The sequence below is a fragment of the Pseudomonas putida genome (assembly GCF_025905425.1).
Taxonomy (GTDB): domain Bacteria; phylum Pseudomonadota; class Gammaproteobacteria; order Pseudomonadales; family Pseudomonadaceae; genus Aquipseudomonas; species Aquipseudomonas putida_AF.
Genome location: NZ_CP109603.1, coordinates 256,910 through 273,834 on the forward strand (window position 1 = coordinate 256,910; position 16,925 = coordinate 273,834).

Sequence of the window (16,925 nt, forward strand, 5' to 3'; positions counted from 1 at the left end):
ACAGTGCAACATCCCGGGAAGTCCTAGTTGGGTTGTTACTGTGTTCTAGGCGAATATCACCCCGAGGTATCGGCCGATACGCGGCAAAGCTTGAGAAGAGGATGAAAGAAGATGTCGGATCCTTCGCAAATTGTTGTAGGGGCGGGCCTTGATGGCTTGCCTGTGAATCAAGCCATGCGCCTCGCCAACCGCCACGGGCTGGTAGCCGGCGCCACGGGCACTGGTAAAACCGTCACCTTGCAGCACCTTGCCGAAGTATTCAGTGATGCCGGCGTGGCGGTATTCGCGGCCGACGTCAAAGGCGACCTCTGCGGCCTGGGGGCGGCAGGCGCGCCGCAGGGCAAGGTGGCCGAGCGCATTGCCGGCATGCCCTGGTTGGGGCATACGCCCCAGGCTTACCCGGTGAGCCTGTGGGACATCGCCGGGCAGTCCGGCCACCCCTTGCGCACGACCCTCAGCGAAATGGGGCCGCTGCTGCTGGGTAACCTGTTGGAGCTGACCGACAGCCAGCAGGCAGCCTTGTATGCAGCGTTCAAGGTGGCCGACCGTGAAGGCCTGCTGCTGCTTGACCTCAAAGACCTCAAGGCGCTGCTGGCGCACCTGAAGGACAACCCGCAAATGCTGGGTGAAGACAGCGCGCTGATGACCAGCGCCTCCACCCAGGCCTTGCTGCGTCGCCTGGCGACCCTTGAGCAGCAAGGCGCCGAAGCGCTGTTCGGTGAGCCGGCGTTGCAGTTAGAAGACTTGCTGCGCCCCGGCAGTGACGGCCGTGGGCGTATCCATTTGCTCGATGCCAGCCGGCTGGTGCACGAGGCGCCGAAGGTGTATGCGACCTTCCTGCTGTGGCTGTTGGCCGAATTGTTCGAACAGTTGCCGGAACGTGGCGATGCCGACAAGCCGGTATTGGCGCTGTTCTTCGATGAAGCGCATTTGCTGTTCAACGGCACGCCCAAGGCATTGCAGGACCGCCTGGAGCAGGTGGTAAGGCTGATTCGCTCCAAGGGCGTGGGGGTCTACTTCGTCACGCAGTCGCCGGGTGACCTGCCAGATGCCGTGCTGGCCCAGTTGGGCCTGCGCATCCAGCATGGGTTGCGTGCGTTCACCGCAAAAGAGCAAAAGTCGCTCAGGGCCGTGGCCGATGGCTTTCGCCCCAACCCCGCATTCGACAGCCTGGCGGTGCTGACCGAGCTGGGTATCGGTGAAGCCTTGGTCGGCACGCTGGAGGAAAAGGGCACGCCCGCCATGGTGCAGCGGGTGCTGATCGCCCCACCGCAATCGCGCATCGGCCCCTTGAGCGTGGCTGAACGTAGCGCGTTGATAGCCTTGTCGCCGCTGGCCGGGCGCTACGACAAACCGGTGGACCGTGAGTCGGCCTATGAAATGCTCACCCAGCGCAAGGGTGAGCCTGTCGAGCCGACGCCGGTGCCAAAGGCCGGTGAAGAGAGTTTTGCCGACAAGGCCGGAGATTTTTTGCAGAGTGCGGCGGGGCAGGCGATCAAGTCTGCGGTGCGCCAGGCTGCCAATCAGTTGGGGCGGCAGTTGGTGCGGGGGTTGATGGGGTCGTTGTTGGGCGGCAAGAAGCGTTAGCAGTATCGAGGCCTATGAAAAAGGCGCCTGCAAAGGCGCCTTTTTCTACAGCGGTATCGCTCAGCCAATCGCCTTGGACGCCAGCCAGAACAGGCCAGCTGCCAAGCCCATCGAGGCGGGCAGGGTCAGTATCCAGGCCAGCAGGATGGTCTTTACGGTGCCGCCTTGCAGGCCGCTCTTGTTGGCGACCATGGTACCGGCAACACCGGATGACAACACATGGGTGGTCGATACCGGCAGGCTGAACACGTTGGCCATGCCGATGGCGCAGGCTGCGGTGATCTGCGCCGACATGCCTTGGGCATACGTCATGCCCTGCTTGCCGATCTTCTCGCCAACCGTCAGTACCACGCGCTTCCAGCCAACCATGGTACCCAGGCCCAGGGCCAGGGCAACGGCCACGATCACCCAAAACGGTGCATATTCGGTGGTGGCGGTGAGGTCTTTGCGCAGCTTCTCAAGGTCCGCCTTTTCACGGGCGTCCAGGCCTGGCAGCTTGCCGACCTTTTTCGCCGTGTCATCCAGGCAGAGCAGGTAGCGGCGTACTTCCACGCGCTTGTCGGCATCCAGGGTGTGGTAGTCGGTCACGCCCTTGAGCGAGGCCTGCAGTGCGGTGATGGTCGGCTCGGTCTGCTGCGGGTTGCAACTGAACTGCTCTGGCAGGTCGCTCGACTTGGCCTTGCCCAGCGCCAGGAACTCACCCAGGGTGGCTTCGTTGCGCTGGTAGAACTGGCTCATGTGCAGGGTGGCGTCGCGGGTACGCTCGATCTGATAGGTGGTGCTGTTCAGGTCGAGAACGAACTTGGCCGGCACGATACCGATCAGCACCAGCATGATCAGGCCGATGCCTTTTTGACCATCGTTGGAGCCGTGAACGAAGCTCACGCCCATGGCCGAAATCACCAGTACCAGGCGGTTCCAGAAGGGTGGGTGCTTCTTGTCGTCGAGCTTGCGGCGCTGTTCGGGCGTCTTGTGCATCTTCGACAGAGGCCGCCACCATTTAAGGCCGATCAGCACCAGGGCCGCGACGGCGAAGCCTGCCATTGGCGAGACCACCAGCGACATGGCGATGTCGATCGCCTTCTGCCAGTTGACGCCATCGCCGAGCGGGATGTCGTTGATCAGGGCATTGGCCAGGCCAACACCGAGGATCGAGCCGATCAGCGTGTGCGAGCTGGAGGCCGGGATACCGAAGTACCAGGTGCCCAGGTTCCAGGTGATGGCTGCAGCCAGCAGCGAGAAGACCATGGCCAGGCCGTGCCCGGTGTTCACATTGATCAGCAACTCTACCGGCAGCAGGTGAACGATGGCATAGGCCACCCCGACACCACCGAGCAGAACGCCGAGGAAGTTGAACACGCCGGAGAAAAACACGGCGAGGTGCGGCGGCATGGCTTTGGTATAGATGACGGTAGCTACCGCGTTAGCGGTGTCATGAAAGCCATTGATGAACTCGAAGGCGAGTACGAAGGTCAAGGCGAGCAGCAGGCTCACCAACACCCAGGCATCCAGTCCGCTGAATAAATCGATCATGAAGGTTGTCTGGCGGTCTTAGGGGGGCGGGATTATGCCAGAAAATATTGGCAATCGATGCACCCGCGACAGACCGGTGGCATGCCTGACGCTGCGACCTTCAAGCGCATGCTTACGCGTTTGGGTGAATAAATGTCGGCTAAAAAGCGAAAAATATGCGGAAAATCGTCAAATTTCTGCAAAGTATGAGGGGATGTATCAATTCAAACGGCCGTATGAAATTTGTGTAATTCCATTTCATCTTCGACCGATGGGTAAAGATCGACCGCGCCCGGGCGTGCCGGGCGACGACGCGGAAGGCGGAACCTGGCGCTCAGGGTTTGTCGCTGCGCAGTTCCTTTTCCATTTTTTCCAGCTCCTCGTTGAACGCCTGGTCACGCACGCTGGCGCGCTTGCGCCAAGGTTTGCGTTCCGGGTCCGGTTGAGCTGCGTAAGTGGTGACTTCACCACCGTAAACATCCTTGTAACGTTCAGCCTGGCGCTCGAGTTCTACGCGCAGTTCATCTTTCGTCACAGTAGTACCTGAGTAAGTTGAATTAAGGACTGTTGTTGTTTGCTGTACAGCGTGCCCCAGCGCGCACAGCGATGCCACCTGGAAAGCAGTGGGGATGCCATACAGCGCCTGTACAGGCGTGGGTTGAGCGTAAGTGCTGGATACAGCGGTGTATTCCATTACCCCAGCATCGGGGCGTTCAACCCAATCGATTATAGCAACCGACAATTGTTCGAACAGGGTTATTTACCCCAGCCTGACAGCGCCAGTAGAAGTTGTCGGTTTCATTCGGCAACGCGTCACGTCGTGCGTATAACTTTGAAAGGCGTGACGGGCAAAAGTTCGTCGCGACACAGTAGCGAGGAGGGGATGTAAAAACGGCCTCGCACAAGGCGAGGCCGTTGCCTGGGACTTCTACGGTGGGTACCTGACCAGTCTCTCCAAAGAAGCCACAAGTGGCAGGAGAAAGGTATAAGCAAAAGTGTCAGCGGTCAATTGCGATTATCGGCCGTTCGTTCGATAATCGCACGAACCAGCGATTTTTTTGAGGTGAGCGATGAGCGACGAAACACCGGCCAACGAATCTGCCAACCCAGAGGCGGTACGCCCTGCCGCACCGGCACTGGCGCCGCCGATCGTGGCATCGCCGGCCAAGCGTATTCAGGCGTTTACCGGCGACCCGGATTTCATGACCTCGCTCGCGCGGGGGCTGGCGGTGATCCAGGCGTTTCAGGAGCGCAAGCGCCACCTGACCATCGCCCAGATCAGCCACCGCACCGAGATCCCGCGCGCGGCGGTGCGCCGCTGCCTGCACACGTTGATCAAGCTGGGCTATGCGACAACTGACGGGCGCACGTATTCGCTGTTGCCCAAGGTGCTCACCCTGGGGCATGCCTACCTTTCGTCGACGCCTTTGGCGATTTCCGCACAGCCGTACCTGGACCGCATCAGTGACCAGTTGCACGAGGCGGCCAACATGGCCACCCTCGAAGGCGACGACATCCTTTATATAGCCCGATCGGCGACAGTGGAGCGGCTGATCTCGGTGGACCTGTCGGTTGGCGGGCGTTTGCCGGCGTATTGCACGTCCATGGGGCGAATCCTGCTGGCGGCGATGGATGACACCAGCCTGCGCGAGTACCTGGACCGGGCAGACCTGAAGGCGCGCACCAGCAGGACCTTGCATGATGCCGAATCGTTGTTTGCCTGCATCCAGCAAGTGCGTGCCCAGGGCTGGTGCGTGGTGGACCAGGAGCTGGAGCAAGGGCTGCGTTCTATTGCCGTGCCTATTTATGACGCGTCGGGGCAGGTGCTTGCCGCGTTGAATGTCAGCACTCATGTTGGGCGTGTGACACGTAGCGAACTTGAGCAGCGGTTCTTGCCGATCCTGTTGGCGGCCAGTCGGGATCTTTGCCATCAGTTGTTTGGTTGAACTGTGCAGGGGGTCTATCGCCCCCTCCATGTCCCACAATCGAACACTTCAGCTGTTTCCTGTTCGATAAACGCACAATGTCGCTCCCAGCGAATTGCGTCCCCCCCGTCTGCTGATTAATGTCTCTCGCAACGGTCGGCTTGCCGACCGAACAAGAAAAACATAAGAGGCACATACCATGACTACTGTCCCATCGCTGCCGCGGCCGCACCCGCACGCAGTAGTGTTGTATCCAGGCTGACGCAGGCCGCCATCACCCCATTATCGAACCCTGTACTCGCGCCCTGAGTGCGGTGGCATGGCTGTGCCCTAATTCTGGATAACAACAATGAACCAACCACAATCCAACGTCGGCAATTGCCTCGACGTTCAGTCGTTCATCAATGACCAGCCGCTGTCCCGCTATCAATGGCGGGTCGTGTTGCTGTGTTTTCTGATTGTCTTCCTCGATGGCCTGGACACCGCTGCCATGGGCTTCATCGCCCCGGCCCTGTCCCAGGAGTGGGGCATCGACCGCGCCAGCCTCGGCCCGGTCATGAGTGCCGCGTTGATCGGCATGGTGTTTGGCGCGTTGGGCTCCGGGCCGCTGGCCGACCGTTTCGGGCGCAAGGGCGTGCTGGTGGGCGCGGTGCTGGTATTCGGCGGCTTCAGCCTGGCCTCGGCCTACGCGACCAATGTCGACCAACTGCTGATCCTGCGTTTTCTGACCGGGCTTGGGCTGGGTGCGGGTATGCCCAATGCGACCACGCTGCTGTCCGAATACACCCCCGAGCGCCTCAAGTCGCTGCTGGTAACCAGCATGTTCTGTGGTTTCAACCTGGGCATGGCGGGGGGTGGCTTCATCTCCGCGAAGATGATCCCGGCCTACGGCTGGCATAGCCTGCTGGTGATCGGTGGCGTGCTGCCGCTGCTGCTGGTGGTAGTGCTGATGGTCTGGCTGCCGGAGTCGGCGCGGTTCCTGGTGGTGCGTAATCGCGGCACCGACAAGGTGCGCAAGGCCTTGGCGCCGATTGCGCCGCAGGTGGTGGCCCAGGCGGCCAGTTTCAGCGTGCCCGAGCAGAAGGCGGTGGCTGCGCGCAACGTGTTTGCGGTGATCTTCTCCGGCACCTACGGCCTGGGCACGATGCTGCTGTGGCTGACCTACTTCATGGGCTTGGTGATTGTCTATCTGCTGACCAGCTGGCTGCCGACCCTGATGCGTGACAGTGGTGCCAGCATGGAAGAGGCAGCCTTCATTGGCGCGCTGTTCCAGTTCGGTGGCGTGCTGAGTGCAGTGGGAGTGGGGTGGGCCATGGACCGCTTCAACCCGCACAAGGTCATCGGCATTTTCTATCTGTTGGCCGGGGTGTTTGCCTACGCCGTCGGGCAGAGCCTGGGCAACATCACCGTGCTTGCGACCCTGGTGCTGGTTGCGGGTATGTGTGTCAACGGTGCGCAGTCGGCCATGCCGTCGCTGGCAGCACGCTTCTACCCGACCCAGGGCCGTGCCACAGGCGTTTCGTGGATGCTGGGCATCGGTCGCTTTGGCGCGATTCTGGGCGCCTGGAGCGGTGCGACGCTGTTGGGCCTGGGCTGGAATTTCGAACAGGTGCTGACGGCATTGCTGGTACCGGCTGCATTGGCGACGGTGGGTGTGATCGTGAAGGGGTTGGTCAGCCACGCGGACGCGACCTGAAACGCTGGAATTGGATGGTTAGCAGGACAACAAATTGTTCGATAATCGCACAAAAGTTCGATTATCGGATTGTAAGCTACCTGCCAGTCTCCTTAATCTGAACTCACCGATGCACCCTGACCAGGAGTCTCCAAATGGCTGCAATTCTCTCGCTTCACGAAGCCGTGAAGCAGTTCGTACAGGACGGCGATACCGTCGCCCTCGAAGGTTTCACTCACCTGATCCCGACCGCTGCCGGCCACGAGATCATCCGTCAGGGCAAGCGCGACCTGACCCTGGTGCGCATGACGCCAGACCTGATCTACGACCAGCTGATCGGCGCCGGCTGCGCCAGCAAGCTGATCTTCTCCTGGGGCGGCAACCCAGGTGTCGGCTCGCTGCACCGCCTGCGTGACGCGGTCGAGAAGCAGTGGCCGCATGCGATCGAAATCGAAGAACACAGCCATGCCGACCTGGCCAACGCCTACGTCGCCGGTGCCTCCGGCCTGCCTTTCGCGGTACTGCGTGCCTACGCAGGCTCCGACCTGCCGAAGGTCAACCCGCTGATCAAGAGCGTGGCCTGCCCGTTCACCGGCGAAGTGCTGGCCGCCGTACCGTCGGTACGCCCGGATGTAACCGTGATCCACGCACAGAAGGCCGACCGCAAGGGCAACGTGCTGCTGTGGGGCATTCTGGGCGTGCAGAAGGAAGCAGCCCTGGCGGCCAAGCGCTGCATCGTCACGGTCGAGGAGATCGTCGACGACCTGCAGGCGCCGATGAACGCGTGCGTCCTGCCGACCTGGGCGCTGAGCGCCGTTTGCCTGGTACCCGGTGGCGCACACCCGTCCTACGCCCATGGCTACTACGAGCGTGACAACCGCTTCTACCAGGCCTGGGACCCGATCGCGCGCAACCGCGAGACGTTCAGTGCCTGGATCGATACCTACATCCGTGGTACCGCCGATTTCAACGAATTCAAGGCCAAGCTGGCCAGCGCTGCGGAGGCTGCACAATGAGCTACTCCACCTCTGAAATGATGACCGTGGCCGCCGCCCGCCGCCTGCGCAACGGTGCTGTGTGCTTCGTCGGTATCGGCCTGCCGTCCAAGGCCGCCAACCTGGCGCGCCTGACCTCGTCGCCAGACGTGGTACTGATCTACGAATCTGGCCCGATCGGCGCCAAGCCAAGCGTGCTGCCACTGTCGATCGGCGATGGCGAACTGGCCGAAACCGCAGACACCGTGGTCCCGACCGGCGAGATCTTCCGCTACTGGCTGCAGGGTGGCCGCATCGACGTGGGCTTCCTCGGCGCTGCGCAGGTTGACCGCTTCGGCAACATCAACACCACAGTGGTCGGTGACTACCACGCGCCGAAGACCCGCCTGCCGGGTGCCGGTGGCGCGCCAGAGATCGCCGGCTCCGCCAAGCAGGTGCTGATCATCCTCAAGCAGTCTCCGCGTGCCTTCGTCGACAAGCTGGACTTCATCACCTCGGTCGGTCACGGCGAGGGTGGCGATTCGCGCAAACGCCTTGGCCTGCCAGGTGAAGGCCCGGTTGGCATCATCACCGACCTGTGCATCATGGAGCCAGAAGCCGGCACCCATGAATTCGTGGTCACCGCGATTCACCCGGGTGTGACCCGCGAGCAGATCGTGGCTGCCACCGGCTGGGCGATTCGCTTTGCCGATGACGTGCAGACCAGCGCCGCACCCACCGAAGTCGAACTGACCGCCCTGCGTGACCTCGAAGCCCGTACCGCCGCGGCCCATGGCCAGGTGGCAGGAGAAGCCTGATGCGCGACGTATTCATCTGTGACGCCATCCGCACCCCAATCGGCCGCTTCGGCGGCGCCCTGGCCGGCGTGCGCGCCGATGACCTGGCGGCAGTGCCGCTGAAGGCGCTGATCGAGCGCAACCCGTCGGTGCAGTGGGATCAGGTCGACGAAGTGTTCTTCGGTTGTGCCAACCAGGCCGGTGAAGACAACCGCAACGTGGCCCGTATGGCGCTGCTGCTGGCGGGCCTGCCCGAGACCATTCCAGGCGTAACCCTAAACCGCCTGTGCGCATCGGGCATGGATGCCATCGGCACGGCGTTCCGCGCGATCGCCAGTGGCGAAATGGAACTGGCCATCGCCGGTGGCGTCGAGTCGATGTCGCGTGCACCCTTTGTGATGGGCAAGGCCGAGAGCGGCTACTCGCGCAACATGAAGCTTGAAGACACCACCATTGGTTGGCGCTTCATCAACCCGTTGATGAAAAGCCAGTACGGCGTCGATTCGATGCCGGAAACCGCCGATAACGTGGCTGACGATTACCAAGTGTCCCGCGCCGACCAGGACGCTTTCGCCCTGCGCAGCCAGCAGAAAGCCGCTGCGGCCCAGGCTGCTGGCTTCTTCGCCGAAGAGATCGTGCCGGTGCGTATTGCCCACAAAAAGGGCGAGACCGTCGTCGAGCGCGATGAGCACCTGCGCCCGGAAACCACCCTTGAAGCCTTGACCAAGCTCAAGCCGGTCAATGGCCCGGACAAGACCGTCACAGCTGGCAACGCTTCGGGTGTCAACGACGGTGCTGCGGCACTGATCCTGGCGTCGGCCGAAGCGGTGAAGAAACACGGCCTGACCCCACGTGCCCGAGTGCTGGGCATGGCCAGTGGCGGCGTTGCACCTCGGGTAATGGGCATTGGCCCGGTGCCGGCGGTGCGCAAGCTGACCGAGCGCCTGGGCGTGGCGATGAGCGACTTCGACGTGATCGAGCTGAACGAAGCGTTCGCCAGCCAAGGCCTGGCCGTGCTGCGTGAACTGGGTGTGGCCGATGATGCCCCGCACGTGAACCCCAATGGCGGCGCGATTGCCCTGGGCCACCCGCTGGGCATGAGCGGTGCGCGCCTGGTGCTGACGGCGCTGCATCAGTTGGAGAAGAGCGGCGGGCGTAAAGGCCTGGCGACCATGTGCGTGGGTGTCGGCCAAGGGTTGGCGTTGGCCATCGAGCGGGTTTGACCTGTACCGGCCTCTTCGCGGGCAAGCCCGCTCCCACAGGGGACCACGCCTCTTCTGTGGGCGCGGGCTTGCCCGCGAAGAGGCCGGCCCTGTAAGACTCAAGGCCAATTGCCAGCCTGTGAGCGGAACGAGTGTGTTACTAGGTATGTCTAGAATTACCTAGGACCCTCCAGGAGTAAAACCTCATGACCTCAACCTATTACACCGGCGAAGAACGCAGCAAGCGTATCTTCGCAATCGTGGGTGCCTCTTCAGGCAACCTGGTGGAATGGTTCGACTTCTACGTCTATGCCTTCTGCGCGATCTACTTCGCCCCGGCCTTCTTCCCCTCCGACGACCCCACCGTGCAGTTGCTCAACACCGCAGGTGTATTCGCTGCGGGCTTCCTGATGCGCCCCATTGGTGGCTGGATCTTTGGCCGCCTGGCCGATCGCCATGGCCGCAAGAATTCCCTGATGATTTCGGTGCTAATGATGTGCGCCGGGTCCTTGATGATCGCCTGCCTGCCAACTTACGGCAGCATTGGTGCCTGGGCGCCGGCGCTGCTGTTGCTCGCCCGCTTGATCCAGGGGCTGTCGGTGGGCGGCGAGTACGGCACCACCGCCACCTACATGAGTGAAGTGGCACTGCGTGGCCAGCGCGGCTTCTTCGCCTCGTTCCAGTACGTGACCCTGATCGGCGGCCAGCTGTTGGCGGTGCTGGTGGTGGTGATCCTGCAGCAGTTGCTGACCGAGGATGAGCTACGCGCCTGGGGCTGGCGCATTCCGTTCGTGGTCGGCGCGGTGGCCGCACTGATCTCGCTGATGCTGCGTCGCTCGCTGCACGAAACCAGCAACGCCGAGACTCGCAATGACAAGGACGCCGGCTCGATCAGCGGGCTGTTCCGCAACCATGCTGCAGCGTTTATCACTGTGCTGGGTTACACCGCCGGCGGTTCGCTGATTTTCTACACCTTCACCACCTACATGCAGAAGTACCTGGTCAACACGGCCGGGATGAACGCCAAGAGCGCCAGCTATGTGATGACGGGCGCGCTGTTCCTGTTCATGATCCTGCAGCCGTTCTTCGGCATGCTCTCCGACCGTATCGGCCGACGTAACTCCATGCTGCTGTTCGGCGCCCTGGGTACGCTGTTCACTGTGCCCCTGTTGATGGCACTGAAGACCGTGACCAGCCCGTTCCTGGCCTTCGTGCTGATCAGCCTGGCCTTGTGTATCGTCAGTTTCTACACCTCTATCAGCGGCCTGGTAAAAGCGGAGATGTTCCCGCCGCAGGTGCGCGCACTGGGGGTGGGCCTTGCGTATGCGGTGGCCAACGCCATGTTCGGCGGGTCTGCCGAATATGTGGCCTTGGGCCTGAAGACGCTGGGCATGGAAAACACCTTTTACTGGTACGTGACGGCCATGATGGCGGTGGCTTTCTTGTTCAGCCTGCGCCTGCCCAAGCAGGCGGCGTACCTGCACCATGATGATTAAGGACCTGCAATGACGTACCGTGCGGACAACCAGCTGTTCGATGCCTACTTCACCGCGCCGGCCATGCGCGAGATTTTCTCTGACCGTGGCCGCCTGCAGGGCATGCTCGATTTCGAAGCCGCCCTGGCCCGCGCCGAAGCGGCCGCCGGGCTGGTGCCGCACAGCGCGGTGGCGGCCATCGAAGCGGCCTGCAAGGCCGAGCGCTACGACGCTCACGCCCTGGCCGATGCCATCGCCAGTGCCGGCAACTCGGCGATTCCGCTGGTCAAAGCACTGGGCAAGGTGATCGCCAGCGGCGTCCCTGAGGCCGAGCGCTACGTGCACCTGGGCGCCACCAGCCAGGACGCCATGGATACCGGGTTGGTCCTGCAGTTGCGCGATGCCCTCGACCTGATCGAGGCGGACCTTGGCCAACTGGCCGAGACGCTGTCGCGCCAGGCCTTGCAGCATGCCGATACACCGCTGGTAGGGCGCACCTGGCTACAACATGCCACGCCGGTCACCCTGGGCATGAAACTGGCCGGTGTGCTGGGCGCGTTGACCCGCCATCGCCAGCGGCTCCAGGAACTGCGCCCGCGTCTGTTGTGCCTGCAGTTTGGCGGTGCTTCCGGCAGCCTGGCGGCATTGGGCAGCAAAGCCATGCCGGTGGCCGAGGGGTTGGCCGAGCAGCTCAACCTGCACTTGCCCGAGCAACCGTGGCACACCCAGCGCGATCGTTTGGTGGAGTTTGCCTCGGTGCTGGGCCTGATCGCTGGCAGCCTGGGCAAGTTCGGTCGCGACATCAGCCTGCTGATGCAGACCGAAGCGGGGGAGGTGTTCGAACCGTCCGCGCCGGGCAAGGGTGGCTCCTCGACCATGCCGCACAAGCGCAACCCGGTGGGCGCCGCCGTGCTGATCGGCGCTGCGACGCGGGTGCCTGGCCTGTTGTCGACGCTGTTTGCCGCCATGCCTCAAGAGCATGAGCGCAGCCTGGGTTTGTGGCATGCCGAATGGGAAACCCTGCCGGATATCTGCTGCCTGGTCTCTGGCGCCCTGCGCCAGGCCCAGGTGATCGCCGAAGGCATGCAGGTCGATGCCGAGCGCATGCGCCGCAACCTCGACCTGACCCAGGGCCTGGTGCTGGCCGAGGCGGTCAGCATCGTCCTGGCCCAGCGCCTGGGCCGTGACCGCGCCCACCACTTGCTTGAGCAGTGCTGCCAGCGCGCCGTTGCCGAGCAGCGCCACCTGCGCGCGGTCCTCGGTGACGAGCCGCAGGTCAGTGCCGAACTGTCGGCGGAAGAACTCGATCGCCTGCTCGACCCTGCCCATTACCTCGGCCAGGCCCGCGTCTGGGTGGCGCGCGCCGTGGCTGAACATCAACGTTTCACTGCCTGAAGGAGACTGCTGTGGCACATTTGCAACTGGCCGATGGCGTACTGAACTATCAAATCGATGGCCCGGCGGATGCTCCGGTGCTGGTCCTGTCCAACTCGCTCGGCACCGACCTGGGCATGTGGGACACGCAGATCCCGTTGTGGAGCGAGCATTTCCGGGTGCTGCGCTACGACACCCGTGGCCACGGCGCTTCGCTGGTGACCGAGGGGCCGTACAATGTCGAGCAGCTTGGCCGCGATGTGCTGGCCTTGCTCGACGCCCTGGACATCCAAAAGGCGCATTTTGTTGGCCTGTCGATGGGCGGCCTGATCGGCCAGTGGCTGGGCATCAACGCGGGCGAGCGCCTGTCGAGCCTGACCCTGTGCAACACCGCCGCCAAGATCGGTAACGACGAGGTCTGGAACCCGCGCATCGACACCGTGCTCAAGGATGGCCAGCAGGCCATGGTCAACCTGCGCGATGCTTCTATCGCTCGCTGGTTCACCCCGGCCTTCGCCGAAACCCAGCCTGAGCAAGCCCAGCGGATCTGCCAGATGCTGGCGCAGACCAGCCCTGAGGGGTATGCCGCCAACTGTGCGGCGGTGCGCGATGCCGATTACCGCGAACAATTGAGCCGCATCCAGGTGCCGACACTGATCGTGGCGGGTACCGCAGACGTGGTGACCACGCCGGAACATGGCCGCTTCATGCAGGCCGGTATTGTCGGCGCAGAGTATGTCGACTTCCCGGCTGCGCACCTGTCCAACGTCGAGATTGGCGAGCGCTTCAGCCGCCGTGTGCTCGACTTCCTGCTGGCCCACTGAGGACAACGCCATGGACGAGAAACAACGCTACGACGCCGGTATGCAGGTGCGCCGCGCGGTGCTGGGCGATGCCCACGTGGACCGCAGCCTGGAGAAGCTCAACGACTTCAATGGCGAGTTCCAGGAAATGATCACTCGCCATGCCTGGGGTGATATCTGGACCCGCCCCGGTCTGCCGCGCCACACCCGCAGCCTGATCACCATCGCCATGCTGATCGGCATGAACCGCAACGACGAGCTCAAGCTGCACCTGCGGGCCGCTGCCAACAATGGCGTGACCCGCGACGAGATCAAGGAAGTGTTGATGCAGAGCGCGATCTACTGCGGTATTCCGGCGGCCAATGCCACCTTCCACCTGGCGGAGTCGGTGTGGGATGAGCTGGGGGTCGAGTCGCGCGCTTGATCCTTGCGGTTTTGTAGGAGCGCCCTTTCGCGACGCAAGGCCGCTCCTACACCGACCTCAGTGCTACCGGCCCGGCGTTGGCCTCTACGGCCTGTTTCAGCGCTGGGCACAACCCCAGCATGAATGCCGCTTCCGCCACCACGAACAACGGCCCGATGATCAGCCCGCTGATATCGTCGACGAACGCCGGCTTGCGGCCCTCGTAATAGTGGCCGACGAACTGGATGATCCAGCCCACCACGAATGCCCCCAGCCCGGCACCCAGCCACAGCCCGGTGCTTTGCACCGCCAGTACCTGGCCAGCCCACAGGCATAACCCCAGCACTAGGCCCATGACCAGCCCGAAGCGCAGGTCCAGGCGCAAGTAGAACCACACCGAAGCCGCTGCGGCCAGCAGGGCGGGTGACAGCCACATGCCTGCAATGTCCCAGCCTGGGCGCGACAGCAGGATGGTCACCGCCAGCACGATCAGTGGAATACCGACGAAATGGGTGGCGATATTGCGGGGGTCGCGGTGGTAGTTGGCGTATTGGCTCAGGTGCTCGACGAGGTTTTTCATTGTTGTGCCTCCCTGGTTTGCCTGATCGGATTTTGCTGCCTGTGCCGGCTTCTTCGCGGGCAAGCCCGCTCCCAAAGAACCTCGCTGCCCTCAGGTTGGGCCCCCTCCGGTGGGAGCGGGCTTGCCCGCGAAAAGGCCGGCACAGGCAACCTATAGTGCTCAGGATAGCCTGCTGCCCACCATCATCATCCGTTCAGCGAATAGCGGCACTGCGCAGGGGCGCATCCAGCCCTACCAGGGTCTCGATCATTGCCCGCGCCGCCGGTGACAACCGATAGCCGCTGCGACTGACCACACCACAGCGCACGCTGAGTACCTCCAGCGCTGGCGGCAGGTTGCGCCAGTGCAGGCGCACCAGGCGGCCGGCAGCCAGGTCTTCGGCAACGGCTTCTTCGCTGGCGGTGCCGATCGCATCGCTGGCCTGCACCACGCTGCGCAGCACCGCCAGGTGCTCGGTCTGCAGGTGCGGGGTAAAGTCGCTGCGCCCGCTCAGGTTGGCCAGGCGCTTGCGTACACCCGGCGCGAGCAGGGCGCTGGCCAGCGGGTAGGTGAACAGGTCGTTGGTCGACAAGCTGTCCTTGGCCAGCAGTGGGTGGCCGGGGCGGCAGAAGAACAGGCCGGGCCGTGGCGAAAGGGGCTCGGTATGGAAGTTGGGGTCGGCCTCGAAGGGGCGGATGTCGTCGACGAAAAACTCGATCTGCTCACGGCGCAATGCCTGGCCGAGGCGTTCGGCATTGTCCACCAGCAGCGCGGTGCGGATACCCGGGTGGCTGTCGATGAAGTGGCGCAAGGCTTCGGGGACCAGGCGGACGGCCAGGGCCGGGCCGCTGCCGAAGTGCAGCTCGCCCGCGTCGAGTTTGGTCATCTGCAGCACTTCGTTGCTCAGTTGCGCGGCGCCTTGCACCAGGCGGCGTGCGTGCTGCAGCACCACCAGGCCTTCGGGGGTGGGCGGTAATGCTTTGCTGGCGCGGTCTACCAAAGGGCAACCGAAAGTTTGCTCCAGGCCCTGTATGGCGCGGCTGAAGGCAGGTTGGGTGATGCCCATGGCTTCGGCGGCGCGGACAAAACTGCGGTATTCGTTGAGGGCGATGAAGTAGCGCAGTTGACGGAGGTCCATGTCGCGGCTCTGGGGCGGGGATCAGGGCTCGATTTAAGCTGTTACAGCTTATGTCGTCAACGAAGGTTTGTTTAGGTTGTTATTCGATGTGGTTATTTAAGGTGTCTTCGCGGGTTGCCCGCGAAGACACCGTCGAAATTACAGCAGATTCAACGGGTAGCTCACGATCAAGCGGTTCTCATCGAATGCGTTGGTGCTGAAGTCCCGGCGCATGGTCGAGTTGCGCCATTTCAGCGAAAGGTCCTTGAAGCTGCCTGACTGCACCACGTAGGCCAGCTCTGTTTCCCGTGCCCACTCCTTGCCGTCGTCAACGCCACCTGCAGTCACGTTGTCACCCTTGATGTAGCGGTTCATCAGGGTCAGCCCCGGTACCCCGACGGTGGCGAAGTTGAAGTCATGCCGGACCTGCCAGGAGCGCTCCTTGGCGTTGTCGAAGCTTGAGTTGTAGCTGTCGTTGGCCAAAGTGCCGCCACTGGTGCCGTTGACGCGCATCCAGGCATCATCGCCACTGACCTTTTGCAGGCCGACGTAGAAGGTATGGCCCTGGTAGCGTGCCGAAAGCAGCGCCGAGGCGGTGCGGTTGTCCAGTTCGCCGGCGCGCTCGGCACCGTCTTCCTTGCCGATGAAGTAACCGAGGTTGGCGCCCAGGGTCCAGTCGCCCAGAGGCTGGCTATGGACCACGTTCAGGTACTGCTGACGGTAGATGTCCTTGAGCTGGGCATTCCACAGGCCAATCATCGTGCGTTTGTCGTTGAAGGTGTATTCACCGCCGCCGAAATTGAAGCGGTCGGAGGTGAATGCACCGCGGCCATTGAGCGACATGTCTTCCATGCTGGCGTCGTTGCGCGGGCTGTTGGCGCGGAACTGGCCAGCGTACAGGGTCAGGCCGTCGATCTCCTTGGACGTGAGCTGGCCACCGCGGAAGGTCTGTGGCAGCGAGCGGCCATCATCCGAGCGCAGGATCGGCAGCACCGGCATCCATTCCCCGACTTTGAGCTCAGTCTGCGAGACCTTGGCTTTCAGGGCCACGCCCAGGCGGCCGAAATCATCTGCAGGGCGGCCGTCGTCGTGCACCGGCAGCAGGTGGGTGTTGGTGGTGCCTTTACCGCCATCGAGTTTGACCGAGTACATGCCCAGTACATCCACGCCGAAACCGACGGTGCCTTGGGTGAAGCCCGAACGGGCATCGAGGATGAAGCTCTGGGTCCATTCCTCGGCCTTGGCCTGCGGGTGCGCCGGGTCGACGAAGTTGCGGTTGATGTAGAAGTTGCGCAGGTTGAGGGTGGCCTTGGCGTCCTCCATGAAACCACCGTCGGCGGCGATAACGGGGAGGGTGCAGGACATGGCCAACAGGCCTGGCAGCAGCTGGCGTGCGGGGTGCGAAATGCTCATCTGTCGTGGATCTCTTGTTTTTATGGGCGAGCCGTCGTGCTGCAGGATGCGGCCTGCAGGTGCGGGTCTTTTGATGAACGTGGGCAACGTTGCGTGAGCGGATGGTGCG

Annotated in this window: 15 protein-coding genes; 10 read left to right on the top strand and 5 right to left on the bottom strand. The window is 62.9% G+C overall.

Going from position 1 to position 16,925, the window contains the following annotated elements:
- Positions 1-111 precede the first annotated feature (111 nt).
- Positions 112-1,587 (top strand): helicase HerA-like domain-containing protein, encoded by a 1,476-nt coding sequence (locus OGV19_RS01215; protein ID WP_264311757.1) that lies wholly within the window; start codon positions 112-114, stop codon positions 1,585-1,587.
- A 60-nt stretch (positions 1,588-1,647) separates the two neighbouring features.
- On the opposite strand, the gene OGV19_RS01220 is transcribed toward OGV19_RS01215, so the two are convergent.
- Both OGV19_RS01220 and OGV19_RS01225 read right to left on the bottom strand, forming a co-directional pair.
- Positions 1,648-3,120 carry an inorganic phosphate transporter gene (locus OGV19_RS01220; protein ID WP_264311758.1) on the bottom strand — a complete coding sequence of 491 codons (1,473 nt, stop codon included), beginning with the start codon at positions 3,118-3,120 and terminating at the stop codon, positions 1,648-1,650.
- A 313-nt stretch (positions 3,121-3,433) separates the two neighbouring features.
- Positions 3,434-3,634 (bottom strand): hypothetical protein, encoded by a 201-nt coding sequence (locus tag OGV19_RS01225; RefSeq protein WP_264311759.1) that lies wholly within the window; start codon positions 3,632-3,634, stop codon positions 3,434-3,436.
- 535 nt (positions 3,635-4,169) lie between these two features.
- Between OGV19_RS01225 and pcaR the strand changes: the two genes are divergently transcribed.
- The 9 genes from pcaR (at position 4,170) to pcaC (ending at position 13,748) form a co-directional block, all read left to right on the top strand.
- Positions 4,170-5,045 carry a pca regulon transcriptional regulator PcaR gene (gene pcaR / locus OGV19_RS01230; RefSeq protein WP_264311760.1) on the top strand — a complete coding sequence of 292 codons (876 nt, stop codon included), beginning with the start codon at positions 4,170-4,172 and terminating at the stop codon, positions 5,043-5,045.
- Between the two features lie 328 nt (positions 5,046-5,373).
- Entirely contained in the window at positions 5,374-6,720 is a 1,347-nt protein-coding gene (locus tag OGV19_RS01235; protein WP_264311761.1) for a 4-hydroxybenzoate transporter PcaK, read from the top strand.
- Positions 6,721-6,854: 134 nt separating this feature from the next.
- Positions 6,855-7,715, top strand: a complete 861-nt coding sequence (locus OGV19_RS01240; protein WP_264311762.1) for a CoA transferase subunit A — start codon at positions 6,855-6,857, stop codon at positions 7,713-7,715.
- On the top strand, positions 7,712-8,491 hold the full coding sequence (locus OGV19_RS01245) for a CoA-transferase subunit beta (protein ID WP_264311763.1): 780 nt from the start codon (positions 7,712-7,714) through the stop codon (positions 8,489-8,491). The genes OGV19_RS01240 and OGV19_RS01245 overlap by 4 nt, the downstream gene beginning before the upstream one ends.
- Complete coding sequence (gene pcaF / locus OGV19_RS01250) at positions 8,488-9,693, top strand: 3-oxoadipyl-CoA thiolase (RefSeq protein WP_264313873.1); 1,206 nt, start codon at positions 8,488-8,490, stop codon at positions 9,691-9,693. Before OGV19_RS01245 ends, pcaF begins: the two co-directional genes overlap by 4 nt.
- Before the next feature lie 185 nt (positions 9,694-9,878).
- Positions 9,879-11,168 (top strand): MFS family transporter, encoded by a 1,290-nt coding sequence (locus OGV19_RS01255; protein WP_264311764.1) that lies wholly within the window; start codon positions 9,879-9,881, stop codon positions 11,166-11,168.
- 9 nt (positions 11,169-11,177) lie between these two features.
- Positions 11,178-12,542 carry a 3-carboxy-cis,cis-muconate cycloisomerase gene (locus OGV19_RS01260; protein ID WP_264311765.1) on the top strand — a complete coding sequence of 455 codons (1,365 nt, stop codon included), beginning with the start codon at positions 11,178-11,180 and terminating at the stop codon, positions 12,540-12,542.
- Between the two features lie 11 nt (positions 12,543-12,553).
- Complete coding sequence (pcaD, locus tag OGV19_RS01265) at positions 12,554-13,345, top strand: 3-oxoadipate enol-lactonase (protein WP_264311766.1); 792 nt, start codon at positions 12,554-12,556, stop codon at positions 13,343-13,345.
- A gap of 10 nt (positions 13,346-13,355) precedes the next feature.
- Positions 13,356-13,748, top strand: a complete 393-nt coding sequence (pcaC, locus tag OGV19_RS01270) for a 4-carboxymuconolactone decarboxylase (RefSeq protein ID WP_027594092.1) — start codon at positions 13,356-13,358, stop codon at positions 13,746-13,748.
- Positions 13,749-13,794: 46 nt separating this feature from the next.
- Here pcaC and OGV19_RS01275 read toward each other — a convergent pair whose 3' ends face one another.
- The 3 genes from OGV19_RS01275 to OGV19_RS01285 all read right to left on the bottom strand — a co-directional run bounded on the left by OGV19_RS01275 (position 13,795) and on the right by OGV19_RS01285 (position 16,816).
- Entirely contained in the window at positions 13,795-14,307 is a 513-nt protein-coding gene (locus OGV19_RS01275; RefSeq protein ID WP_264311767.1) for an Mpo1 family 2-hydroxy fatty acid dioxygenase, read from the bottom strand.
- Positions 14,308-14,500: 193 nt separating this feature from the next.
- Positions 14,501-15,424 carry a LysR family transcriptional regulator gene (locus tag OGV19_RS01280; protein WP_047583969.1) on the bottom strand — a complete coding sequence of 308 codons (924 nt, stop codon included), beginning with the start codon at positions 15,422-15,424 and terminating at the stop codon, positions 14,501-14,503.
- A 138-nt stretch (positions 15,425-15,562) separates the two neighbouring features.
- Entirely contained in the window at positions 15,563-16,816 is a 1,254-nt protein-coding gene (locus OGV19_RS01285; RefSeq protein ID WP_264311768.1) for an OprD family porin, read from the bottom strand.
- Between the last annotated feature and the right edge of the window lie 109 nt (positions 16,817-16,925).